Source organism: Diaphorobacter aerolatus (genome assembly GCF_014489535.1).
GTDB lineage: Bacteria > Pseudomonadota > Gammaproteobacteria > Burkholderiales > Burkholderiaceae_C > Diaphorobacter_A > Diaphorobacter_A aerolatus.
Window position 1 is genome coordinate 965,572 of sequence record NZ_CP060783.1, and the last position, 16,130, is coordinate 981,701.

Genomic DNA, 16,130 nt, shown 5'->3' on the forward strand with positions numbered 1-16,130 from the left:
GGCTCGACCCCAGACGTTCCCACAGCACCGGCGGGCAGACAAAACGCATCTCGCGCGTCTTCATGTCCACCGCCACCTGGATCGTGTGGGCCGTATTGATTTTCTGACCGGTCCCGGCATCGCTGATCACATAGTCGATGCGCAGACGGTTTTCCCATTCGGTGATGGTCGAGCGAATCCTGAGCTTCTGGCCGAAGGTCGCGGCACGCACATATTTGAGCCGCATGTCCACCACCGGCCAGCCAAAGCCCGAATCGCGCATGCGCGGGTAGTCGTAGTCGAACCTGGCGAGCAGCGCGCTGCGTGCCAATTCGAGGTAGCGCACATAGTTGCCGTGGTAGACGATCTCCATCACGTCAATGTCGTAGAACGCGGGCGTGACTTCGATCTCGCAACTCAGGCGCTCGCGCGAGGCCAGTTCCTTTTCAGTCGGCATACAGGCTCCATGCATGAGCGCGGATGTCCGCCAGCAGATTCTGCAGATCGCGATCGAGCGCCCGATCCTGCTCGACGAGCGCCACGCGGCCGGCGAGATCGGCAATCCAGTCACGCATGGTCTCGCCGATCGGCACGTCTTCCTGGATGCGTTCGCGCAGTGGCACGGCCTGGCGCGCGGCGATCAGCATCGCGGCGATGACCTGCTCGGTCAGTTCCAGCACCCGCAGCGCATCACGCGCGGCAATCGTGCCCATGCTCACCTTGTCCTGGTTGTGGCACTCGGTGGAGCGCGAGAACACCGACGCCGGCATGGTCTGCTTGAGGGCCTCGGCGGTCCACGCCGACGCGCTGATCTGAAGCGCCTTGAGTCCGTGATTGATCGGCCGCGTAACCCCTCGGCTGCCGAGAGATTCGATGGCAGGCCCTGGCTGTAGCGCGTATCGACGAGCAGCGCGAGCTGGCGATCCAGCAGATCGGCGATGTTGGCAATCGCGTTCTTCAGCGTGTCCATCGCGAGCGCAATATGGCCGCCATAAAAATGTCCGCCATGCAGCACGCGTTCCTCGTCGGGCTCGATCAGCGGATTGTCGTTGGCGGAATTGAGTTCGCCCTCGATCAGTTGGCGAAGAAACGGCAGCGCGTCTTCGAGCACACCGATCACATGTGGGGCGCAGCGCAGCGAGTAGCGATCCTGGAGCCGGTGCGAATTGCGTAGCGGCGCCTCGGCCACCAGATCGCCACGAATGCGCGCGGCGGCGCGTTGCTGGCCCGCATGCGGCTTGGCGGCGAACAGGGTTTCGTCGAAATGGTGGGCGTTGCCCGAGATGCCGACGACGTTCGCTGCCGTGATCCGGCACGCGAGGCGCGAGACATAGTCGCCGCGTTGCCATGCCAAACAGGCCAGCGCCGTCATCACCGCCGTACCGTTCATCAACGCCAGCCCTTCCTTGGGGCGCAGGCGCAGCGGCCTGGCACCGGTTTGCTGCAACGCGTCCGCGGCGGCAACGACTTGCCCCCGCCACATCACCTCGCGCTCGCCACACAGCACGGCGGCCACATAGGACAGCGGCGTGAGATCGCCACTCGCGCCCACCGAGCCTTCGGCGGGAATGCGCGGCAGGATGTCGTGGTGAAGCAAATGCTCAAGCTGCCTGAGCAGCCCCAGCTCACGCCGAGAGCCCTTGGCAGAGCGAGGCCAGGCGGCATGCGAGCACGGCGCGGGTCTCCACTTCGGTGAGAAAACGCCCCGCTCCGCAGCCGTGATAAGCGTAGAGGTGATGCGGCAGATCGGCAATCAGCTCGGGCGGAATCTCGACCGTGCACGAGTCCCCGTAGCCAGTCGTCACGCCATAGACCACACCATCCTCGCGCAGCAGCCGGTCGAGAAAATCCGCACCGCGCTGGATACGGCTCGAGAACGCAGGATCGGGCGAAAGCTGAGCCCTGGCGCGCTGCTGTGCAATCGCGGTGATGTGCTCGATCTGTAGCGGGCTGCCGTCGAAAAGAACGAGCGCCGGATTCGCGTTCTGTGTCATGCCTGTCATTGTTGTTGTGCTTGTTGGGGGCGTGCCGGGGCCGCGCCCGCGTCACCTGTCTGCGCCCAGAATGGGAAGAAATTGAACCAGTCCAACGGTGCGCCCGCGAGCCGGTCCTCGATGGCCGCTGCGTAGATGCGCGCGTATTCCGCAATCGCCTGGTCGCGCCGTGCACGCGGCAACTCGACGCGCGCCGCCAGTTCCGCAATCCGCAGCGCGTAACCGTCGCCCGCATGCGTGCAGGTCATGAGAAACAGCGGGCACTTGAGCAGCGCGGCGATCACGTACGGGCCGCTCGGAAACACGGCCTCGTGTCCCAGAAACCGGGCGCTCGTCGTCTTGCTTTTCTGAACCGGCACGCGGTCGCCCGCTATCGCGATGAATTCACCCGCCGCCACGCGCTCGGACAACATCATCGCCGTGGCCGCGCTGAAATCGGTCACCTGCAGGAAACGCACCTTGTTGCCCGGCGAGAGCCGATCAAGCACACGGTTGAACCGTTCGGCATGCCGCGTATGCACCAGCACGTTGAGCCGCAAGCCATCGCGCTTTTCGGCCAGCACCTGACACAGCTCGATGCAGCCCATATGCGCCGTGACCAACACGCCGCCCTGGCCGCGCGCGATCAGCGCAAGAATCGACTGATGCCCGTCGATGTGCACGCGCGAGGCTGGATAACTGCCCGAAAGCGCGAGCATCTTGTCCAGAATGACCTGCGCAAACATGCGAAAGTGGCGCAGGCTCTCGCGCCAGCCCGGCGCCTTGCTCCACACGCCGCGCGATGCGTGCAGGCGTTCCAGATATTCAAGCGACGAGCGGCGCGCAACCGGTCGGGTGAGCCAGTAATACGTCACCACCGGATACAGGCAGGCAAGAAACGGCCAGCGCCCGAGCACCCGGTGCACATGAAACAACAGCCACATGCCGGCCACGAACGTGCTCTCGCCGATCTGCGCCCAGTGCGTGGTGGGAGCCACAGCATCCGCGCGTTGTTCGTCATGATTGCCGTTCACGGACGGGTTGTTCATGCCGCCACTCCGTTTCGCCGACCAAGAATCTTGCGCGCGAGCAGCACCGGGCTGCGCAGCAACATGCCTGCAAACAGACGCGCGTGCATTTTCGAGATCAGCACGTTGTCGCGCAGCACGCGGAAATGCGAGAGCCCGTCCTGCGGATAGGTGACGCGCGTGTATTGCGTGACAAAGGGCACGCCCTGCCAATGCAGGCGCACGACGATCTCGGCATCGAATTCCATGCGCTTGCCGATACTCGCGCCATCCACCACGCGCATCGTCGCCGCCAGCGGATAGACGCGAAAGCCGCACATCGAGTCGGTGATGTCGAGCGACAGCGTGTTGATCCACACCCACACATGCGTCGCATAGCGACCGTAGAGGCGCACCTTGGGCACACTTTCGTCGTAGATCGGCGCACCGCAGATCAGCGCGTCGGGGTGTTTTCGCGAAGCCGCTGCGAACACAGGAATGTCGGCAGTGGCATGCTGGCCGTCGGCGTCGATCTGCACCGCGTGCGTGAAGCCGCGCTGCTGCGCGCGGCGCATGCCGGCCATCATCGCGCCGCCCTTGCCTTCGTTGACCGCGAGCCGCAACAGCTCCACGCGCGGCGCATGGCGCGCTGCCAGTTCGCAGAGCACGCGTGCGCAGTCGGCATCAGACCCGTCATCGACCACGATGCAATCCTGCCCGCTCGCAAGCACGCCGCGCAGCATGTCGTCCATCGTGTCGGGATGGTTGTAGACCGGGATGATGGTGATGATCGAATGGGCCATGATTCACGCGCGCCTGAGCAATTTTCCGCTGGCATGCGGGCCACGGCTCGAAATGAATGCGAACTGGACCACATCCTTGTCGGCAAGCCATTGGAGCCGCACGTCAACGGTGTCGCCCGGCAGAATCGGCTGCTGAAACTTGACGACCTCGGCGCGCGCGTAGACGCCCGGAGCATCGAACGCCTGACGCGCGAGCGTCACCGCCCAATGCAGTTGCGCGACCCCGGGAATCAGATTGGCCTGCGGGAAGTGTCCATCAAGCACTCGCAGCCCGGCCACAACCCGAAGCCGCGCATGCGCCTCGTCGTCCGCGCGGCTCACCCACTCGGGCTGCGGCATCAGCGGATCGAACAGCGCGAGCAGGCTTTGCTGCGTGACCTTGCTCTGCTCGTTCATCGGCATGCGCACGACGTAGCGCCAACTGCGCGGCAACGCCACGCGTTCGACCACGGGCGCAAGCCAGGCACGCAGCGCATTCCCCATGGCGTGCCGGCCTGTCGCGAACAGTTGCTGCCAACCGGCCTCGCTGAGTTCGAGCACCATGCCGACGCGCGTGGGCAGATCGGCGCGCTCGATCAATACCGCCCGTGCGAGCCTGACCGCGTCGTGCGTCTGAAGGCGCGCCTCCATCGCAGTCAGCGAAACGCGCTTTTCCGCAATCTTGACGATGCGATCCGCCCGGCCCCGCAGTACAAAACTGGTACCGCCGTCAAGCGGCTCGGCGCGGTCTGCGGTCTCCCACCAAAGCGTGGCATCGCTCAAATGCCGTGATCGAACGGCCAACAACCCGCCATCGTTCAATCGCGTCTCGACACCCGGCAGGGTCTGCCATACGTCGCCATGCTCGGCCCGGCGACGCCATGCAATGCCGCCCGTCTCCGAACTGCCGAACACCTCCGTCGGCGACTGTCCCAACACGGATTGCGCAAGCGCCGATGCCTGCGGCGCGAGTGGCCCGCCCGAGGAAAACACGGCCTTGAGTCGCGCTCGCGCACCGGCCCACGGCAATTGCACGGGCAGGCGGCTCAGCATCGCGGGACTGGAGATCAGCACGCTGCGTTCGCCGTTGGCAAGCTGCTGCACGAGGTCTTCGGGATAGCGCGCGAACTGCGTTCCGATTTCGCGCCCCGCCGACAACGGCCAGAGCACACGAAACAGCAGCCCATAGATATGCTGGTGCGAGACGCTGGCGATTACCTGCAATCGCCCATCTCCCGGAGCGCCTTTTTCAAGCATCGCGCCGAACTCGGCCTGCAAAGCATGCACTTCCGCGTCAAGCTGCGCGAGCTTTTTGACGATGCGCTCGGGCCTGCCGGTCGATCCCGAAGTGAAAAGCACGAGGCGCGCTTTCTGCATGTCGATGCTCGGCAGTGCCTGATCGATTTGCGCCGCATGCGCAGGGTCGGCCATCACGGCGTCGGGCAGTTGCCCCGCCGTGGCACTGAGCGTGGGCAGCACCAGATCCAGCGTCGCAGGCTGCAAATCGCTGAGCAGCACCGGCGTCTTGCCCGCGTGCCAAGCCCCCACAGCGCGGCGGAAAACGCAAGCGTGTCTTCAAAATAAAAGCCCACCTCGTCGCCCGCCACGCGCGTGAAAGCCGCATGCCAGCCACGCACCATGCGCATCCATGTCGAGCGCGTGATCATCGCGTTCCCATCCACGTTTGCGACGGGCATGCAATCCGCATCTGTCGCGGCACATGCCACATCGGCCAGCGCGAGGCTCTGCTTCAACTTGTCATTCCTTGTCGTTTGAATGGTGTGCCCGCCCGATTCAATGCGCTGCCGCACGGCGCCGCACCTGCTGGCGAACGCACCATTCGACGCCCATCAGGCATCCCATGAGCACATAGGCAATCAGCCCGTTGTACAAGGCCCAGACCGCATCGCTGCCGTAAAGCGCGGTGGCCGCCGCGGCCACGCCATTGAGCACGAAGAACACGCACCAGACCTTGGTCACCTGCCGCGTGTAGGCCACACCCGAGGGCGGCAGATCGGGCTCGCGCAAGCGCGCCAGACGCTCGACCACCGTGGGCGGGTGAATCAGGCTGAAGCCGAAGACCGCGAGCATCACGACGTTGACCCAGACCGGGTAGAGCTTGACCATGAGCGCATCCTGGCTGAGCCACGCGGCCACGCCCAATACAGCCGCGCCGCCCGCTACCAGCCACCAGAACCGTTGACGCACCGCGAGCGCTCGCGCGACGGCGAGCGCCGTGAGCAGCAGCGCGAGCCACTGCGGCGGCACGCGCCCGATGGCGGCGTAGACGACGAGCGGATAAAGCACCGTCAGCACGATCAAGGCCCATTTCACCCAGTTGCGCATGCTTGGCTACCTGCAAAGTCAGTTCCGGTTCGCGCGCCGCCTTCAAGCGGTCTGCTGGTCCTCGTTGACCAGCTTGTGGAGCGCGTCGACCACATCCTGCACGGTGCGCACCGATTTGAAGGCCTCGGCGTTCAGGCGTTTGCCCACCAGCGGCTTGAGTTGCACGATCAGGTCCACCGCATCGATGCTGTCGATGTCGAGATCGTCGTAGAGCCTGGCTTCGGGAGTGACGCGTGCGGCCTCGATGCTGAAGTTCTCGTCCAGGATGCGGACGATGTGCTCAAAGATTTCCTGCTTGTTCATGGCCGTATCCAATGAAGAAAGATTGAGGGATCACTGGGCGCGATGATTCGCGACGAATGACACCAGCGCGTTGACGCTGCTGAAGTGCTGGCGCGTCTGCTCTGAATCGGCCGACATGCTCACGCCGTACTTCTTCTGTAGCGCCAGCCCGAGTTCGAGCGCATCGATGGAGTCGAGCCCCAGACCGTCCACGAACAGCGGCTCGGTCGAGTCGATGTCCTGCGGCGCGATGTCTTCCAGCGCCAGCGACGAAATGATGAGTTCCTTGATTTCCTGTTCAAGCTGAAGCACGTGAAGGTCCTCTGAAAAGATGATCTGACAGGTAGTCCGTGACTTGGCGCGCGGCCAGCGACTCATTGCCGGCAGCCACACAGAATTCGCGAATGTCGATGTCCTCGCGCACCTCGAAGATGAAATGCGGTTTGCGCGCCGGCACCTTCCACCACGCCCGGCCCTTGGGCAGCATCGGCAGGCTGGTGTGAATGTGCACCGGCGTGATGTCCACCTTGCCCTTGACGGCCACGTGTGCCGCACCGCGTTGCAGCTTGACCTCGCCCACCAGCGGGGTGCGCGTGCCCTCGGGAAAGATGATCAGGTTGTTGCCTTCGGCGAGTGAGCGCGTGCAGTCCTCGATCAGTTGCGCACCGCCGCTGTTGCAGATGAAACCCGCCGCATGGATCGGCCCACGCGTGAATGGATTGCGCGAAAGCGACTCCTTGACGATGCAGTCCGCGCGCGGAATGAAGGAGATCAGGAACACCACGTCGATCAGCGACGGATGGTTGGCCAGAATCAGCAGCCCCTTGCGGTCCAGACGCTCGAGATGGCGCACCTCGTACGAGATCACGCCGACGAAATTCATCAGTCCCACAAAGCAGCGAAACCCATGGTGGATCACCGCCTGCGCGGCACTCTTGCGTCGATCCGCATCGGGCGTGAACAACAGCAACAGCGGATAGACGATCAAGCGAATGAACAGGCCGCCGAGCCCGAACATCGCAAAGCAGAACCCCGTGGCGATGATGCGCCAGTAACGGTTGAGCCGCTCACGCATGGCGTAGCCGCTCCCACACCCAGGCTCCGCCCTCAGGACGCGGCTGTATCAGGCCCGCGCGGGCCGCATCGAGCAGAAATTGCAGCACACGCAGGCCGTGAGGCAATGCGGGTGCCTCATCCGCTTCGTCCGCTTCGGTCGCGTCATTGGATGCAGACAAGGCGAACGTCGGCAGGCCCACGGTCTTGGGCATCAAAAGAATCGCCCAGGCAAACTCGGCGGCTGGAGACTCCGAAAGTTGCGCGTACTCATTCTCGAGCGGCTCGTCGTAACACACCAGCATGACCTCGGGCGCGCCGTCACCGAGCAACGCCAGGGCCTCGACCACCCCAGCCTCAGGCGCGCTGCCGGACGACGCCACGCAGATCGCATTGGCCAGCATGCCTCGCAAAATCGAATGCTGCGCGCCCACCCCGTTGTGCACGGAAAGCCCGAATGTAGTGGGAGAAAGCGGCTCACCCGCCGCTTGCGCTCGCAGCAGCGCGAGAGACTTTTCCGAATCGCCGTAGCGCGAGGCCCAGACCACGGGCAGATAGGTGCGTGGCGCAGCGTGCTGCAAAACGTCGTCGGCCACCAGAACGGCCATCTTGGCAAGACGCCCCAGTCGACGGCGGGCCATCGCGGGCACATGAGAAAGATCCAACGCCAACTCGCCGGCAGGAACGCACGGCGCAGCGGCCCAGCGCCGCCACTCTGCAGGCTCACGCAGGCCGCGTGCCACAGCGGAGCTGGCCCGAATGGAAAACTCGACTCTCACCCTGCTCCACCACCATCTATCTGTTAGTTAGATCTTTGATTTGTACGCCCCAGGCACATCCAGCGCGCCCCGACGCTCCATGCTTTCCGGTCAATTTTTGCTCTTCTGCCATGGACGAGGACTACTTGTAACCAAGGCCCGTCAAGCTATCCAAGCGTAATCGCGATTATGCCCGCCTATCGTGAAGAAAAGTGACGGCGCGGAAAGGCTCCCTCTTGGCAGCAAATTGTAATCAGGAAAAGTCGCAGCATCTGCCCGGAAAAATAGCGCGAATCTATTCGCGCTGGAAAATAACTCTGCAATATCAATGACTTGCAGATCCACCCTGCATCCTTCAAACCGGCGCGGCGCCTCTGGCAGACACGCGTCCATCGGCCTCGCCCGGACTCATGAAATTCCGAAGGCTGGACGAATAAGTTCAAAAAAATAGCCCGGAACGAACAACCGCGCCGGTGTTCGCTTCGGGCTGCTGCGCCGACGATTCACTCAACTCAATGCGCGTAGACCTGCTCCCAGCTCATGAATCCCTTGACCTCGATGGGATTGCCGCAAGGATCGCGGAAGAACATCGTCCACTGCTCCCCCGGCTCGCCCTCGAAACGCACCTGCGGCTCCAGCACGAACTGCGTCCCGGCAGCACGCAGCCGTTCCGCCAAAACCAGCCAATCGGGCTTGAGCAACACCAACCCCAGATGCGGCATCGGCACCATGTGATCGCCCACGCGCCCGGTATTCGTAACAGCAAACGGTTCGCCCAGATGCAGCGAAATCTGATGACCAAAGAAGTTGAAATCCACCCAGGTCTCGGTGCTGCGCCCTTCCGCACAACCCAGCACATCGCGGTAAAACCTGCGGGCCGCTTCGAGATCGTTGACGTGGTAGGCCAGATGGAAAATGCTTTGCATGATGGGCGAAAGATAGCATCAAACGCGGCGCGAGCCCGATCTCGCTCCCGTGTGCGGCAAAGGCCTGTGCGACAACTGGCAGCCGACCAGCGCTCCCGCTTTCCCCTGCATCCGCGCGCGTCACGCCGTTGTGCGTCTGCTCCCATAGAATCAAATCTTTTGAATGCTGCGGAACCAAGCGATGGGAAGGAATGTGGAGTCACGTGTCACCAATCTGCGCGAGCGTGTGGTCGAGCGGGTTCGATCGGAGATCGTCTCCGGGAGAACGCCTGCAGGCACCGTGTATTCCGTTCCGGCGCTTGCCAATGAGCTGGGCATGTCAACCACGCCGGTTCGAGAGGGTTTGCTGGAGCTTTGCCGCAATGGTTTGCTCTCGCCGCTGCGCAATCGCGGATTTCGGGTGGAAGGTATGTCGCTGGGTGCACTGGATCAGTTGTTCGAGATGCGCAATCTGATTGAGCGCTCTGCCATGGAGTCGCTTGCGCGCCAAGGCCTTCAGGATCCCGGTTCAGCCCGCGCCATGGCCGACGTCGTGGCAAGGGCCGTGGACGACGGTGACATCCAGGCCTACATCGCGGGGATCGTGCGTTTCACGAGACCATGGTTGCGCAGGTGGGGAATCCGCTGCTCACCAAGCTCGTTCTGCAATTGAGGGACGACATGAGACTCTTCGGCATCGACTCCGACGAAGGCCAGAAACGCCAGCACGCCTCGGTGAAAGAGCACTACGAGATGATCGAGCTGGCCATCCGGCAGGACGTCGAGGCCAGCGGAGAACTCATCAGTCGGCACATCCTGGCGTGGAAACCGCTGTTTCGATCCGCGCTCGCTCAGACCGTCTGACAACGAGGCGCCAGAGGCGAAGCGCGCGCGGTTTCGGAACCTATCGCCGTCAAGGCGTGGGCATTACGGGTGGATGGTAAGTGAACGTCATCATCAGCAATGCGGCGGCCAGGAACACGATCGGTGTGTGGATGATGAACTGCACCGCGGTGTATCCAACGAGATCCTTGGATTTGAGTTTCAGAATGCCCAGCAGCGGCAGCATCCAGAACGGGTTGATGAAGTTGGGCAACGTCTCGGCAATGTTGTAGACCATCACCGTCCAGCCAAGATGCGCCTTCAATTCGTTGGCCGCGGTCATGATGTAGGGCGCTTCGATGATCCACTTTCCGCCAGCCGACGGGATGAAGAAACCCAGCACCGCCGAATAGATCGAGACAAGCAGCGAGAAGACCCCCGAGTCATGCGCCAGACCGACGAAGACATGGGCGATTTCGTCCGAGAGCGTGACACCATGGGCGTCGACCACTTTCGTGAGCATGTAGCCAATGCCGCCATAGAACGGGAATTGCAGCAGGACGCCTCCGACGCTCGGCATGGCCTTCACGAAACTTTCCAGAAAACTGCGTGGACGCCAATGCAGCAGCAGGCCAAGCAGCAGGAATACGAAGTTGTAGGTATTGAGCTGCGACATGGTGATGAGCGGGTTGCCTGAGCGGAACGCATTCCACAACCACCCCAGTGCCAAAACCAGCACGATGATCGTCAGGATCGGGCTGAACTCAAGAAAGTCTCCGGGACGTTGGCGCTTGACCGGCTCGATCTGATCGGCATTCAGATCGACGCCGAGGTCTTCGGCAGTGCGTGTTGCCTTGGCGCTCGGCGCCGACACGTAGCAGATCACGGCTGACACGACGGTCACCAGCACGATCACCACGAGGTTCTGCCACGTCAGGATGGTCTGATCAAAGCCGATCACCCCGGTGATCGGCAGCAGCGACGCGGGAATGCTTGCGGGCGTTGCCTGCAACTGCGCAGCCGACGAACTCATACCCAGTGTGAACCCACAGCCAAGGCCCAGATAGGCGGCGGCTCCGGCGGCGCGATAGTCCAGTCCAAGCGACTTTCGGCGAGCCATCTCGCGCACCAGCAGGCCGCTGAAGATCAGGCTCACGCCCCAGTTCACGAGAGACAACAGGATGCTCAGGACCCCGACGAACACCACGGCTCCTTTGGCGGTCTTCGGAATCTGCGCCACGCGTCGCAGCAGCGCGGCCACCGGCGGAGACATCGCCAGCACATAGCCCGTCACCGCCACCATGGCCATCTGCATGGTGAACGGAATCAGACTCCAGAAACCATCACCGAAGGCCTTGCTCGTCGCCACCGCGTTACCGCTGTGCACAAAGGCACCCAGCCCCACCACCGCGCAGGCGATCACCACAAACACATAGGCGTCCGGAAACCATTTCTCGGCCCACGCGACGATGGTCTGGGAAAAGCGCTCCATCAAGGGCGGACGAGAAGAGCGTTGATCAGGGGCTGATCCACTGTGAAGTTGTGTCATGGCTTGCCTTTTGATGGGTGTTGGGCTTTTTACGAGGTCGCGATCCAAACCTGCTACCGACGCAGGACAACGGGAGTTAACGGAATCGACATGCAAGTGAGACACCGGTCGGGCGGGCCGTCCCACTTGCTCAGGTGGACGACTTTTCCTTCGTCCACGGTCACCATGCAGCTCTCGCATTGACCCACGCGACAGCCGCTCGGCATGGCAATCCCGCGCGCTCTGCGGCGTCGAGCAGCGTGCCCATCGCGGGCGTCCAGTCAAACGACTCGTCCGCACCAGCAATACTGACTTTTTGTGGTTGCAGTGTTTTGGGGATCTGCACTTCGGCGAAGAACGTCTCGTCGAATATGTCGAAGTCGGGGATGCCCTTGCCGCGCAACGTTCCGCGCATCGCACCGAGAAAACCGGGCGCTCCGCAAAGATAGGCAAGTGGCTTGCGGGCCAGCCATTGCGCGTTGACCATGCCGAATTCCGGAGCGTCGGGACCGTGGACGAAGTCCACGCTGACGCTGCCGATGGCGGCGGCCAGCTCATTGATCTCTTTCTCGAACGGGTGCGGCGCGCCGGGTCGCACGGAGAAGATCAATGCGACGGAAGGCGTTACTTCCCCTGCTTCGCGAAGCTGAAGAAGCGCTCTCAGATGCCCCATGAACGGCGTGATTCCGATGCCACCGGCCACCAACATCAGCGGTCGCGCGGTGCGTGTGGGAATGGTGAACACACCCGTCGGTTGCGAGAGCTGAACCACCGAGCCCACGGGCAGGCCGTGCAGATGAGAGGACATGCGCCCATCGGGTTGGTTGCTCGTCCTCGCGAGCCGGACCGCGATGGACAGCATCCCGGGCCGCTGATTGGGGCCGACGAGCGAGTACGCGCGGCGGACATCCATGTCCTGCGTGGACACGATGACGTGCTGCCCCGCAAGAAAGTCCGGCAAAGCTTCCCCATCGACGGCAACGAAATCGAATTGCTCGATATCTTCTGCCGCCCGGTACTTGGCCGCGATACGAAAGCTGCGCACTCCCGACCAGCTTCCCCGATTCGCCTCGGGATCGGCTTCGATGCGACAGATCGTCGCACGCAGCGGGATCGAGCCGCTCACGGGATCGCGATGCCGATCGCTCAGCACGCCGTTGATGTTGAATTGGCTGTCGCTGATCGCGACGCCCTCGGACGTGCGCCCGAGCGGCTCGCAGCCCTGCCACCAGCCGAATTCTGCAACCGCTACATCCGCGTGGAGCGTGTTGGAAACCTGCGCCTTGAGTCGAACCGCGCCTTGGGGCGTGACGAGTTTGACCCAATCGCCGTCATGCACACCAATGCCGTGCGCATGGTCGACGTTGATCTGCACCTGAGGCTGCGGCGACTTGCGCCGCAGCGACGCCACGTGGCGAAGCGAAGAATGGATGAACCAGCCGCTCTTGGCCGTGGTGAGCACGGTGGGAAAGTCGCCGGACGTCCCTGGATTCTCGGCAGGCTCGACGAAACTCGCCAACGCGGGCTGGCCGATATTCAGCAGCGCCTCGGAGTAAATCTCCACGAGCCCCGTGGGCGTGCGGAATCCAGTGACGGTGCCGTCAACCTTGGTATCAGCGTATTTCTGGCGTGAAGTGCGCTGCGGAAAGCGGATACCGTCGGGATGCCGACGCAGGTCATCGACGGTAATGCCGAGTGGCTCGATCTGATGGTTCCAGCCCGCTTCGATATCGCCACCAAAGAATTCGTCTGCCATGCCCATGCGCTTGGCTAGCTCCATGACGATGTCGTAGTCGGCGCGTGTCTCGCCGAGTGGATCGACCATCTTTTGGCGCAGTTGAACGTGTTCCACCGCCTCTTGCGAGATCTCGAATCCACAACGCAGGGCTTCGCGCTCCCACGGCAGGCTCGCCGGCAGCACGATGTCGGCGCTTTGCGCCGTGGGGTTCATGAACATGTCCACGTGCACGTGAAAATCGAGCGCGTGCAGCATGCGCTGATTGCGCTCCGTGTCGGCCTGCGTCACCAGCAGATTGGTTCCGAAACTGAAGAATGTGCGCACCGGATACGGGCGATCCTCGAGCACCGCGCCGCTGAGATCACGAGAGGTGATCCAGCCAAGGCTGGGCGGACCCAGCGGCAATTCGTCAAGCCCGAGGGCCTTGTTTTGCTGCCCCGGCGACAACAGGCTTTTGTAGTCGTTGACCAGCCGATACGGCGGCGCGCTCGTCCACAAATTCCCCCGTCCCGGTCGCAGGCGCCGGTAAGCGCGTAGAGCGTAGCGATGGCTCGCTCGGTCTGCGTGGCATTCGTGTGCTGCCCCACACCCGTCCACGCGTGGTAGGCCAGCTTCGGGGCATGCATGAACAAAGTGTTGAATTCGCTGACCTTCGCAGGCTCCATCCACGTGAGTTCCGCAACACGGTCTACGCTGAACTTGGCGGCCTGCGCCTTCATCAAGGACAGTACGGTGGCGTAGCGACGGCGTTGCCCCGCGTTGTCCGTGAACTCCCCTTCAGCGAATAACTGCCACGCGCCCTCCTGCATCGCGCCAGCGGGCTTGCGCACCACCAATTGGCCATCTGCGTCGAACACCAGAAATTCGCCGGGTGAAGCGGAATCAAATAATTCTTCGGCCCGCAGCAGTCGCTGCGAATCACGATCCACGAGCAGCGGCGCATTGGTCCAGTGCTGGGCGAACTCGTGGTCGAAACTCCCGGTCTCAAGCAAGTGGCGAATGGCACCCAGCGCCAGCGCCGCATCCGCACCGGGTCGCACCGGCATCCAGAGATCCGCCTGCTGCCCCGAACCATCCTGCTTGGGATCCACCACCACTACCTTGGCGCCGCGCTGACGCGCCGCCCCGATGCGCGTCGCCTGCGCCAGCCAGGTTCGCGCGGGTTGTGTCCCCACAGAAGAACGATGTCCGCGTTCTCCAGATCCGCCACGCCGATGCCACGGCCAAAGGTCAGCGCATGCGCATAGTCCTTGTGCCAGCCACAGACTTCGACGGCATACAAAAGATTCGGGCTGCCAAACTTGCGAATAAATCGCTCGACCCATTCGTAGCTGTCCACCATCGGCGTGCCACTCGGCGTAGTCACCGCGAACGCCACGGATTCAGCACCATGCTCGGCCCGCGCGGCCAGCAAGCGCCGCGCAATCTCGTCAAGCGCCTCGTCCCAGGAAATGCGTTCCCATTGCGGATCCAGCGCATCCCGTCGCGCCCTGCGCCGCATCGGATACGCAAGCCGCAACGGACTCGCCAGCAACTCAGGCGCCGCACGCCCCTTGGCGCACAACGCGCCTCCGGTCGGGTGCTCCGGCAAAGGAAGCACCTTCACCAGCCGCCCGTTCTCCACCTCATTGCTGGACCCGCAACGTGAACGACAGAGCGTGCAGTAGCCTGAAATATGCATGATTCAATAAGTAGCGCGTGACACATTACATTTGATGCACTGCATGGTAGCGCGCTACCTGGCGAATCTACTTCGGGGTAACTACTGGGGTAGAGCTATAAATTCACCCAAGAAAACAACCGTGTCGCTGCTTCTCACTCTCCAGGATCTGGCGGAAAACCGCTATGTAGCGCACTACAACTGAGCCCGATGGATTGCAATTGTCAATCAATGTCAATAGCTAAATTATTTGCCTTTAACTCGTTAAGCTAATAAAAGCTATTGACTGCACCTTGAAACATGACTTCCAAGTTTTTCTCGGCATCGTGCCAAGCTCTACTGGTCACAGCGATGATTGCATCGCCCACGCTGGGCTCGTCTGCCAATCTGATCGTCAACAACGGATTCGAAAACAATCCGCCTGGCTTGCCCACAGGCAATCACATTCCATGGTCAATCACGCCGTGGGTTTTAGGACCAGGCGCGCAAGCCAACGTCGTGACCGTGAATGGAGACGCCAGCTACGGCAATGGCGGCCCGAATCTGGATGCAGAGGGGCATGCGTCGGGCACCTTGCAATACTATCTCGATATCAATGGTGGCAATAACACCATCTCTCAGACCATTACGGTGCCTACCTGCGGCGCCATCGACACCAACCCTCGCACCGTGGATTTCAACGGTTATTTTTCCGTCAGAGACTATGCATTCGCTTCAGGATCCGGTTACATCCGTATTCTGGATCAGTCCGTTTTAGATGGTTCAGGCTCGCCAACCGAACTGGCGATCGTGAACATTACGAACCTGACGTCAACCGATGCAAGTGGAGCAATCGTAAATCCCATCGACCAGACTTGGAAGCAGTTCGGCGGTTCAGTCGCAGTGACGCCAGGTCACCAGATTACGTACCAGGCTTACATCACGGACTATCTGAATTTCGACAACGCCTACATGGCGTTCAAGGACTTCAGCTGCCCATCAACGACATTGGCGATGGCCAAACAATGGAACGGCGCGCCTGGCGGACATGTGGCTACCTTGTCGGCAACTCGCGACAGCGGGGCAACCCAGGTTGATACGCTGGTCGCCACGTCGGATGGCTCGGCAGTGCAGCTTGTCTCGGACAGCAGCCCCTTACCGTCTTCGCAGGCGACAAAATACGCATCAGCGAAACGCTTTCCAACACGGGAAGCACGGCTTACAGCCAAACTTTCAGTTGTACCGGGGACACCACCGTCACCAATATCGGGACAGGTATTTTCGACGTCGAAGTGGGCAATGTCAGTGTGAACACCGC

At 62.2% G+C, this 16,130-nt stretch carries 16 protein-coding genes and 3 pseudogenes; 3 read left to right on the forward strand and 16 right to left on the reverse strand.

From position 1 onward, the window contains the following. Nucleotides 1–7: 7 nt before the first annotated feature. From H9K75_RS04495 to H9K75_RS04545, 12 genes and pseudogenes are all read right to left on the reverse strand, one after another. A pseudogene (locus tag H9K75_RS04495) lies at nucleotides 8–436 on the reverse strand (acyl-CoA thioesterase); the annotation flags it as partial. Beyond that, nucleotides 426–1,982, reverse strand: a pseudogene (locus tag H9K75_RS04500) (HAL/PAL/TAL family ammonia-lyase). The pseudogenes H9K75_RS04500 and H9K75_RS04495, both read right to left, overlap by 11 nt. Further along, nucleotides 1,979–3,001, reverse strand: a complete 1,023-nt coding sequence (locus tag H9K75_RS04505; protein ID WP_187724919.1) for an LpxL/LpxP family acyltransferase — start codon at nucleotides 2,999–3,001, stop codon at nucleotides 1,979–1,981. Before H9K75_RS04505 ends, H9K75_RS04500 begins: the two are co-directional and overlap by 4 nt. After that, nucleotides 2,998–3,762: a glycosyltransferase family 2 protein gene (locus H9K75_RS04510; protein ID WP_187724920.1), complete on the reverse strand. Its 765-nt coding sequence runs from the start codon at nucleotides 3,760–3,762 to the stop codon at nucleotides 2,998–3,000. Before H9K75_RS04510 ends, H9K75_RS04505 begins: the two co-directional genes overlap by 4 nt. A 3-nt stretch (nucleotides 3,763–3,765) precedes the next feature. Continuing rightward, nucleotides 3,766–5,259 (reverse strand): AMP-binding protein, encoded by a 1,494-nt coding sequence (locus tag H9K75_RS04515; RefSeq protein WP_226858524.1) that lies wholly within the window; start codon nucleotides 5,257–5,259, stop codon nucleotides 3,766–3,768. Further along, nucleotides 5,172–5,495 carry a hypothetical protein gene (locus H9K75_RS23480; protein ID WP_226858525.1) on the reverse strand — a complete coding sequence of 108 codons (324 nt, stop codon included), beginning with the start codon at nucleotides 5,493–5,495 and terminating at the stop codon, nucleotides 5,172–5,174. Before H9K75_RS23480 ends, H9K75_RS04515 begins: the two co-directional genes overlap by 88 nt. Before the next feature lie 40 nt (nucleotides 5,496–5,535). Then, a complete protein-coding gene (locus H9K75_RS04520; protein WP_187724921.1) occupies nucleotides 5,536–6,087 on the reverse strand; it encodes a COG4648 family protein in 552 nt (183 codons plus the stop codon). A 42-nt stretch (nucleotides 6,088–6,129) separates the two neighbouring features. Next, nucleotides 6,130–6,390, reverse strand: coding sequence for an acyl carrier protein (locus H9K75_RS04525; RefSeq protein WP_187724922.1), 261 nt, complete (start codon nucleotides 6,388–6,390; stop codon nucleotides 6,130–6,132). Nucleotides 6,391–6,420: 30 nt separating this feature from the next. Continuing rightward, complete coding sequence (locus tag H9K75_RS04530) at nucleotides 6,421–6,681, reverse strand: phosphopantetheine-binding protein (protein ID WP_187724923.1); 261 nt, start codon at nucleotides 6,679–6,681, stop codon at nucleotides 6,421–6,423. After that, nucleotides 6,668–7,444 carry a lysophospholipid acyltransferase family protein gene (locus tag H9K75_RS04535; protein WP_187724924.1) on the reverse strand — a complete coding sequence of 259 codons (777 nt, stop codon included), beginning with the start codon at nucleotides 7,442–7,444 and terminating at the stop codon, nucleotides 6,668–6,670. The genes H9K75_RS04530 and H9K75_RS04535 overlap by 14 nt, the downstream gene beginning before the upstream one ends. Further along, nucleotides 7,437–8,201 (reverse strand): beta-ketoacyl synthase chain length factor, encoded by a 765-nt coding sequence (locus tag H9K75_RS04540; RefSeq protein ID WP_319016875.1) that lies wholly within the window; start codon nucleotides 8,199–8,201, stop codon nucleotides 7,437–7,439. Before H9K75_RS04540 ends, H9K75_RS04535 begins: the two co-directional genes overlap by 8 nt. A 491-nt stretch (nucleotides 8,202–8,692) precedes the next feature. Further along, nucleotides 8,693–9,106, reverse strand: a complete 414-nt coding sequence (locus tag H9K75_RS04545) for a VOC family protein (RefSeq protein ID WP_187724926.1) — start codon at nucleotides 9,104–9,106, stop codon at nucleotides 8,693–8,695. Nucleotides 9,107–9,287: 181 nt separating this feature from the next. Between H9K75_RS04545 and H9K75_RS04550 the strand changes: the two genes are divergently transcribed. Beyond that, entirely contained in the window at nucleotides 9,288–9,758 is a 471-nt protein-coding gene (locus tag H9K75_RS04550; RefSeq protein WP_226858526.1) for a GntR family transcriptional regulator, read from the forward strand. Then, a complete protein-coding gene (locus tag H9K75_RS23485; protein ID WP_226858527.1) occupies nucleotides 9,707–9,949 on the forward strand; it encodes an FCD domain-containing protein in 243 nt (80 codons plus the stop codon). Before H9K75_RS04550 ends, H9K75_RS23485 begins: the two co-directional genes overlap by 52 nt. A 49-nt stretch (nucleotides 9,950–9,998) precedes the next feature. Here H9K75_RS23485 and H9K75_RS04555 read toward each other — a convergent pair whose 3' ends face one another. From H9K75_RS04555 to H9K75_RS25410, 4 genes and pseudogenes are all read right to left on the reverse strand, one after another. Then, the gene (locus tag H9K75_RS04555) at nucleotides 9,999–11,456 is read right to left on the reverse strand and encodes a short-chain fatty acid transporter (RefSeq protein WP_187724927.1); all 1,458 of its coding nucleotides are present in this window, start codon (nucleotides 11,454–11,456) and stop codon (nucleotides 9,999–10,001) included. A 53-nt stretch (nucleotides 11,457–11,509) separates the two neighbouring features. Beyond that, on the reverse strand, nucleotides 11,510–11,662 hold the full coding sequence (locus H9K75_RS24620) for a 2Fe-2S iron-sulfur cluster-binding protein (protein WP_319016876.1): 153 nt from the start codon (nucleotides 11,660–11,662) through the stop codon (nucleotides 11,510–11,512). Next, complete coding sequence (locus H9K75_RS23495) at nucleotides 11,617–13,620, reverse strand: molybdopterin dinucleotide binding domain-containing protein (RefSeq protein WP_226858528.1); 2,004 nt, start codon at nucleotides 13,618–13,620, stop codon at nucleotides 11,617–11,619. The genes H9K75_RS24620 and H9K75_RS23495 overlap by 46 nt, the downstream gene beginning before the upstream one ends. Nucleotides 13,621–13,733: 113 nt before the next feature. Continuing rightward, a pseudogene (locus tag H9K75_RS25410) lies at nucleotides 13,734–14,854 on the reverse strand (molybdopterin-dependent oxidoreductase); the annotation flags it as partial. Nucleotides 14,855–15,133: 279 nt separating this feature from the next. On the opposite strand from H9K75_RS25410, the gene H9K75_RS04565 reads away from it, so the two are divergent. Then, a complete protein-coding gene (locus H9K75_RS04565) occupies nucleotides 15,134–16,123 on the forward strand; it encodes a hypothetical protein (RefSeq protein ID WP_187724928.1) in 990 nt (329 codons plus the stop codon). Nucleotides 16,124–16,130: the final 7 nt, after the last annotated feature.

What these genes read in the sequence shown, in the direction of transcription:
- H9K75_RS24620 (WP_319016876.1), bottom strand. Translation starts at nt 11,662, where the DNA reads ATGCCGAGCGGCTGTCGCGTGGGTCAATGCGAGAGCTGCATGGTGACC.
- H9K75_RS04555 (WP_187724927.1), bottom strand. Translation starts at nt 11,456, where the DNA reads ATGACACAACTTCACAGTGGATCAGCCCCTGATCAACGCTCTTCTCGT.
- H9K75_RS04535 (WP_187724924.1), bottom strand. Translation starts at nt 7,444, where the DNA reads ATGCGTGAGCGGCTCAACCGTTACTGGCGCATCATCGCCACGGGGTTC.
- H9K75_RS23485 (WP_226858527.1), top strand. Translation starts at nt 9,707, where the DNA reads ATGGTTGCGCAGGTGGGGAATCCGCTGCTCACCAAGCTCGTTCTGCAA.
- H9K75_RS04565 (WP_187724928.1), top strand. Translation starts at nt 15,134, where the DNA reads ATGACTTCCAAGTTTTTCTCGGCATCGTGCCAAGCTCTACTGGTCACA.
- H9K75_RS04545 (WP_187724926.1), bottom strand. Translation starts at nt 9,106, where the DNA reads ATGCAAAGCATTTTCCATCTGGCCTACCACGTCAACGATCTCGAAGCG.
- H9K75_RS04550 (WP_226858526.1), top strand. Translation starts at nt 9,288, where the DNA reads ATGGGAAGGAATGTGGAGTCACGTGTCACCAATCTGCGCGAGCGTGTG.
- H9K75_RS04505 (WP_187724919.1), bottom strand. Translation starts at nt 3,001, where the DNA reads ATGAACAACCCGTCCGTGAACGGCAATCATGACGAACAACGCGCGGAT.
- H9K75_RS04525 (WP_187724922.1), bottom strand. Translation starts at nt 6,390, where the DNA reads ATGAACAAGCAGGAAATCTTTGAGCACATCGTCCGCATCCTGGACGAG.
- H9K75_RS04510 (WP_187724920.1), bottom strand. Translation starts at nt 3,762, where the DNA reads ATGGCCCATTCGATCATCACCATCATCCCGGTCTACAACCATCCCGAC.
- H9K75_RS04520 (WP_187724921.1), bottom strand. Translation starts at nt 6,087, where the DNA reads ATGCGCAACTGGGTGAAATGGGCCTTGATCGTGCTGACGGTGCTTTAT.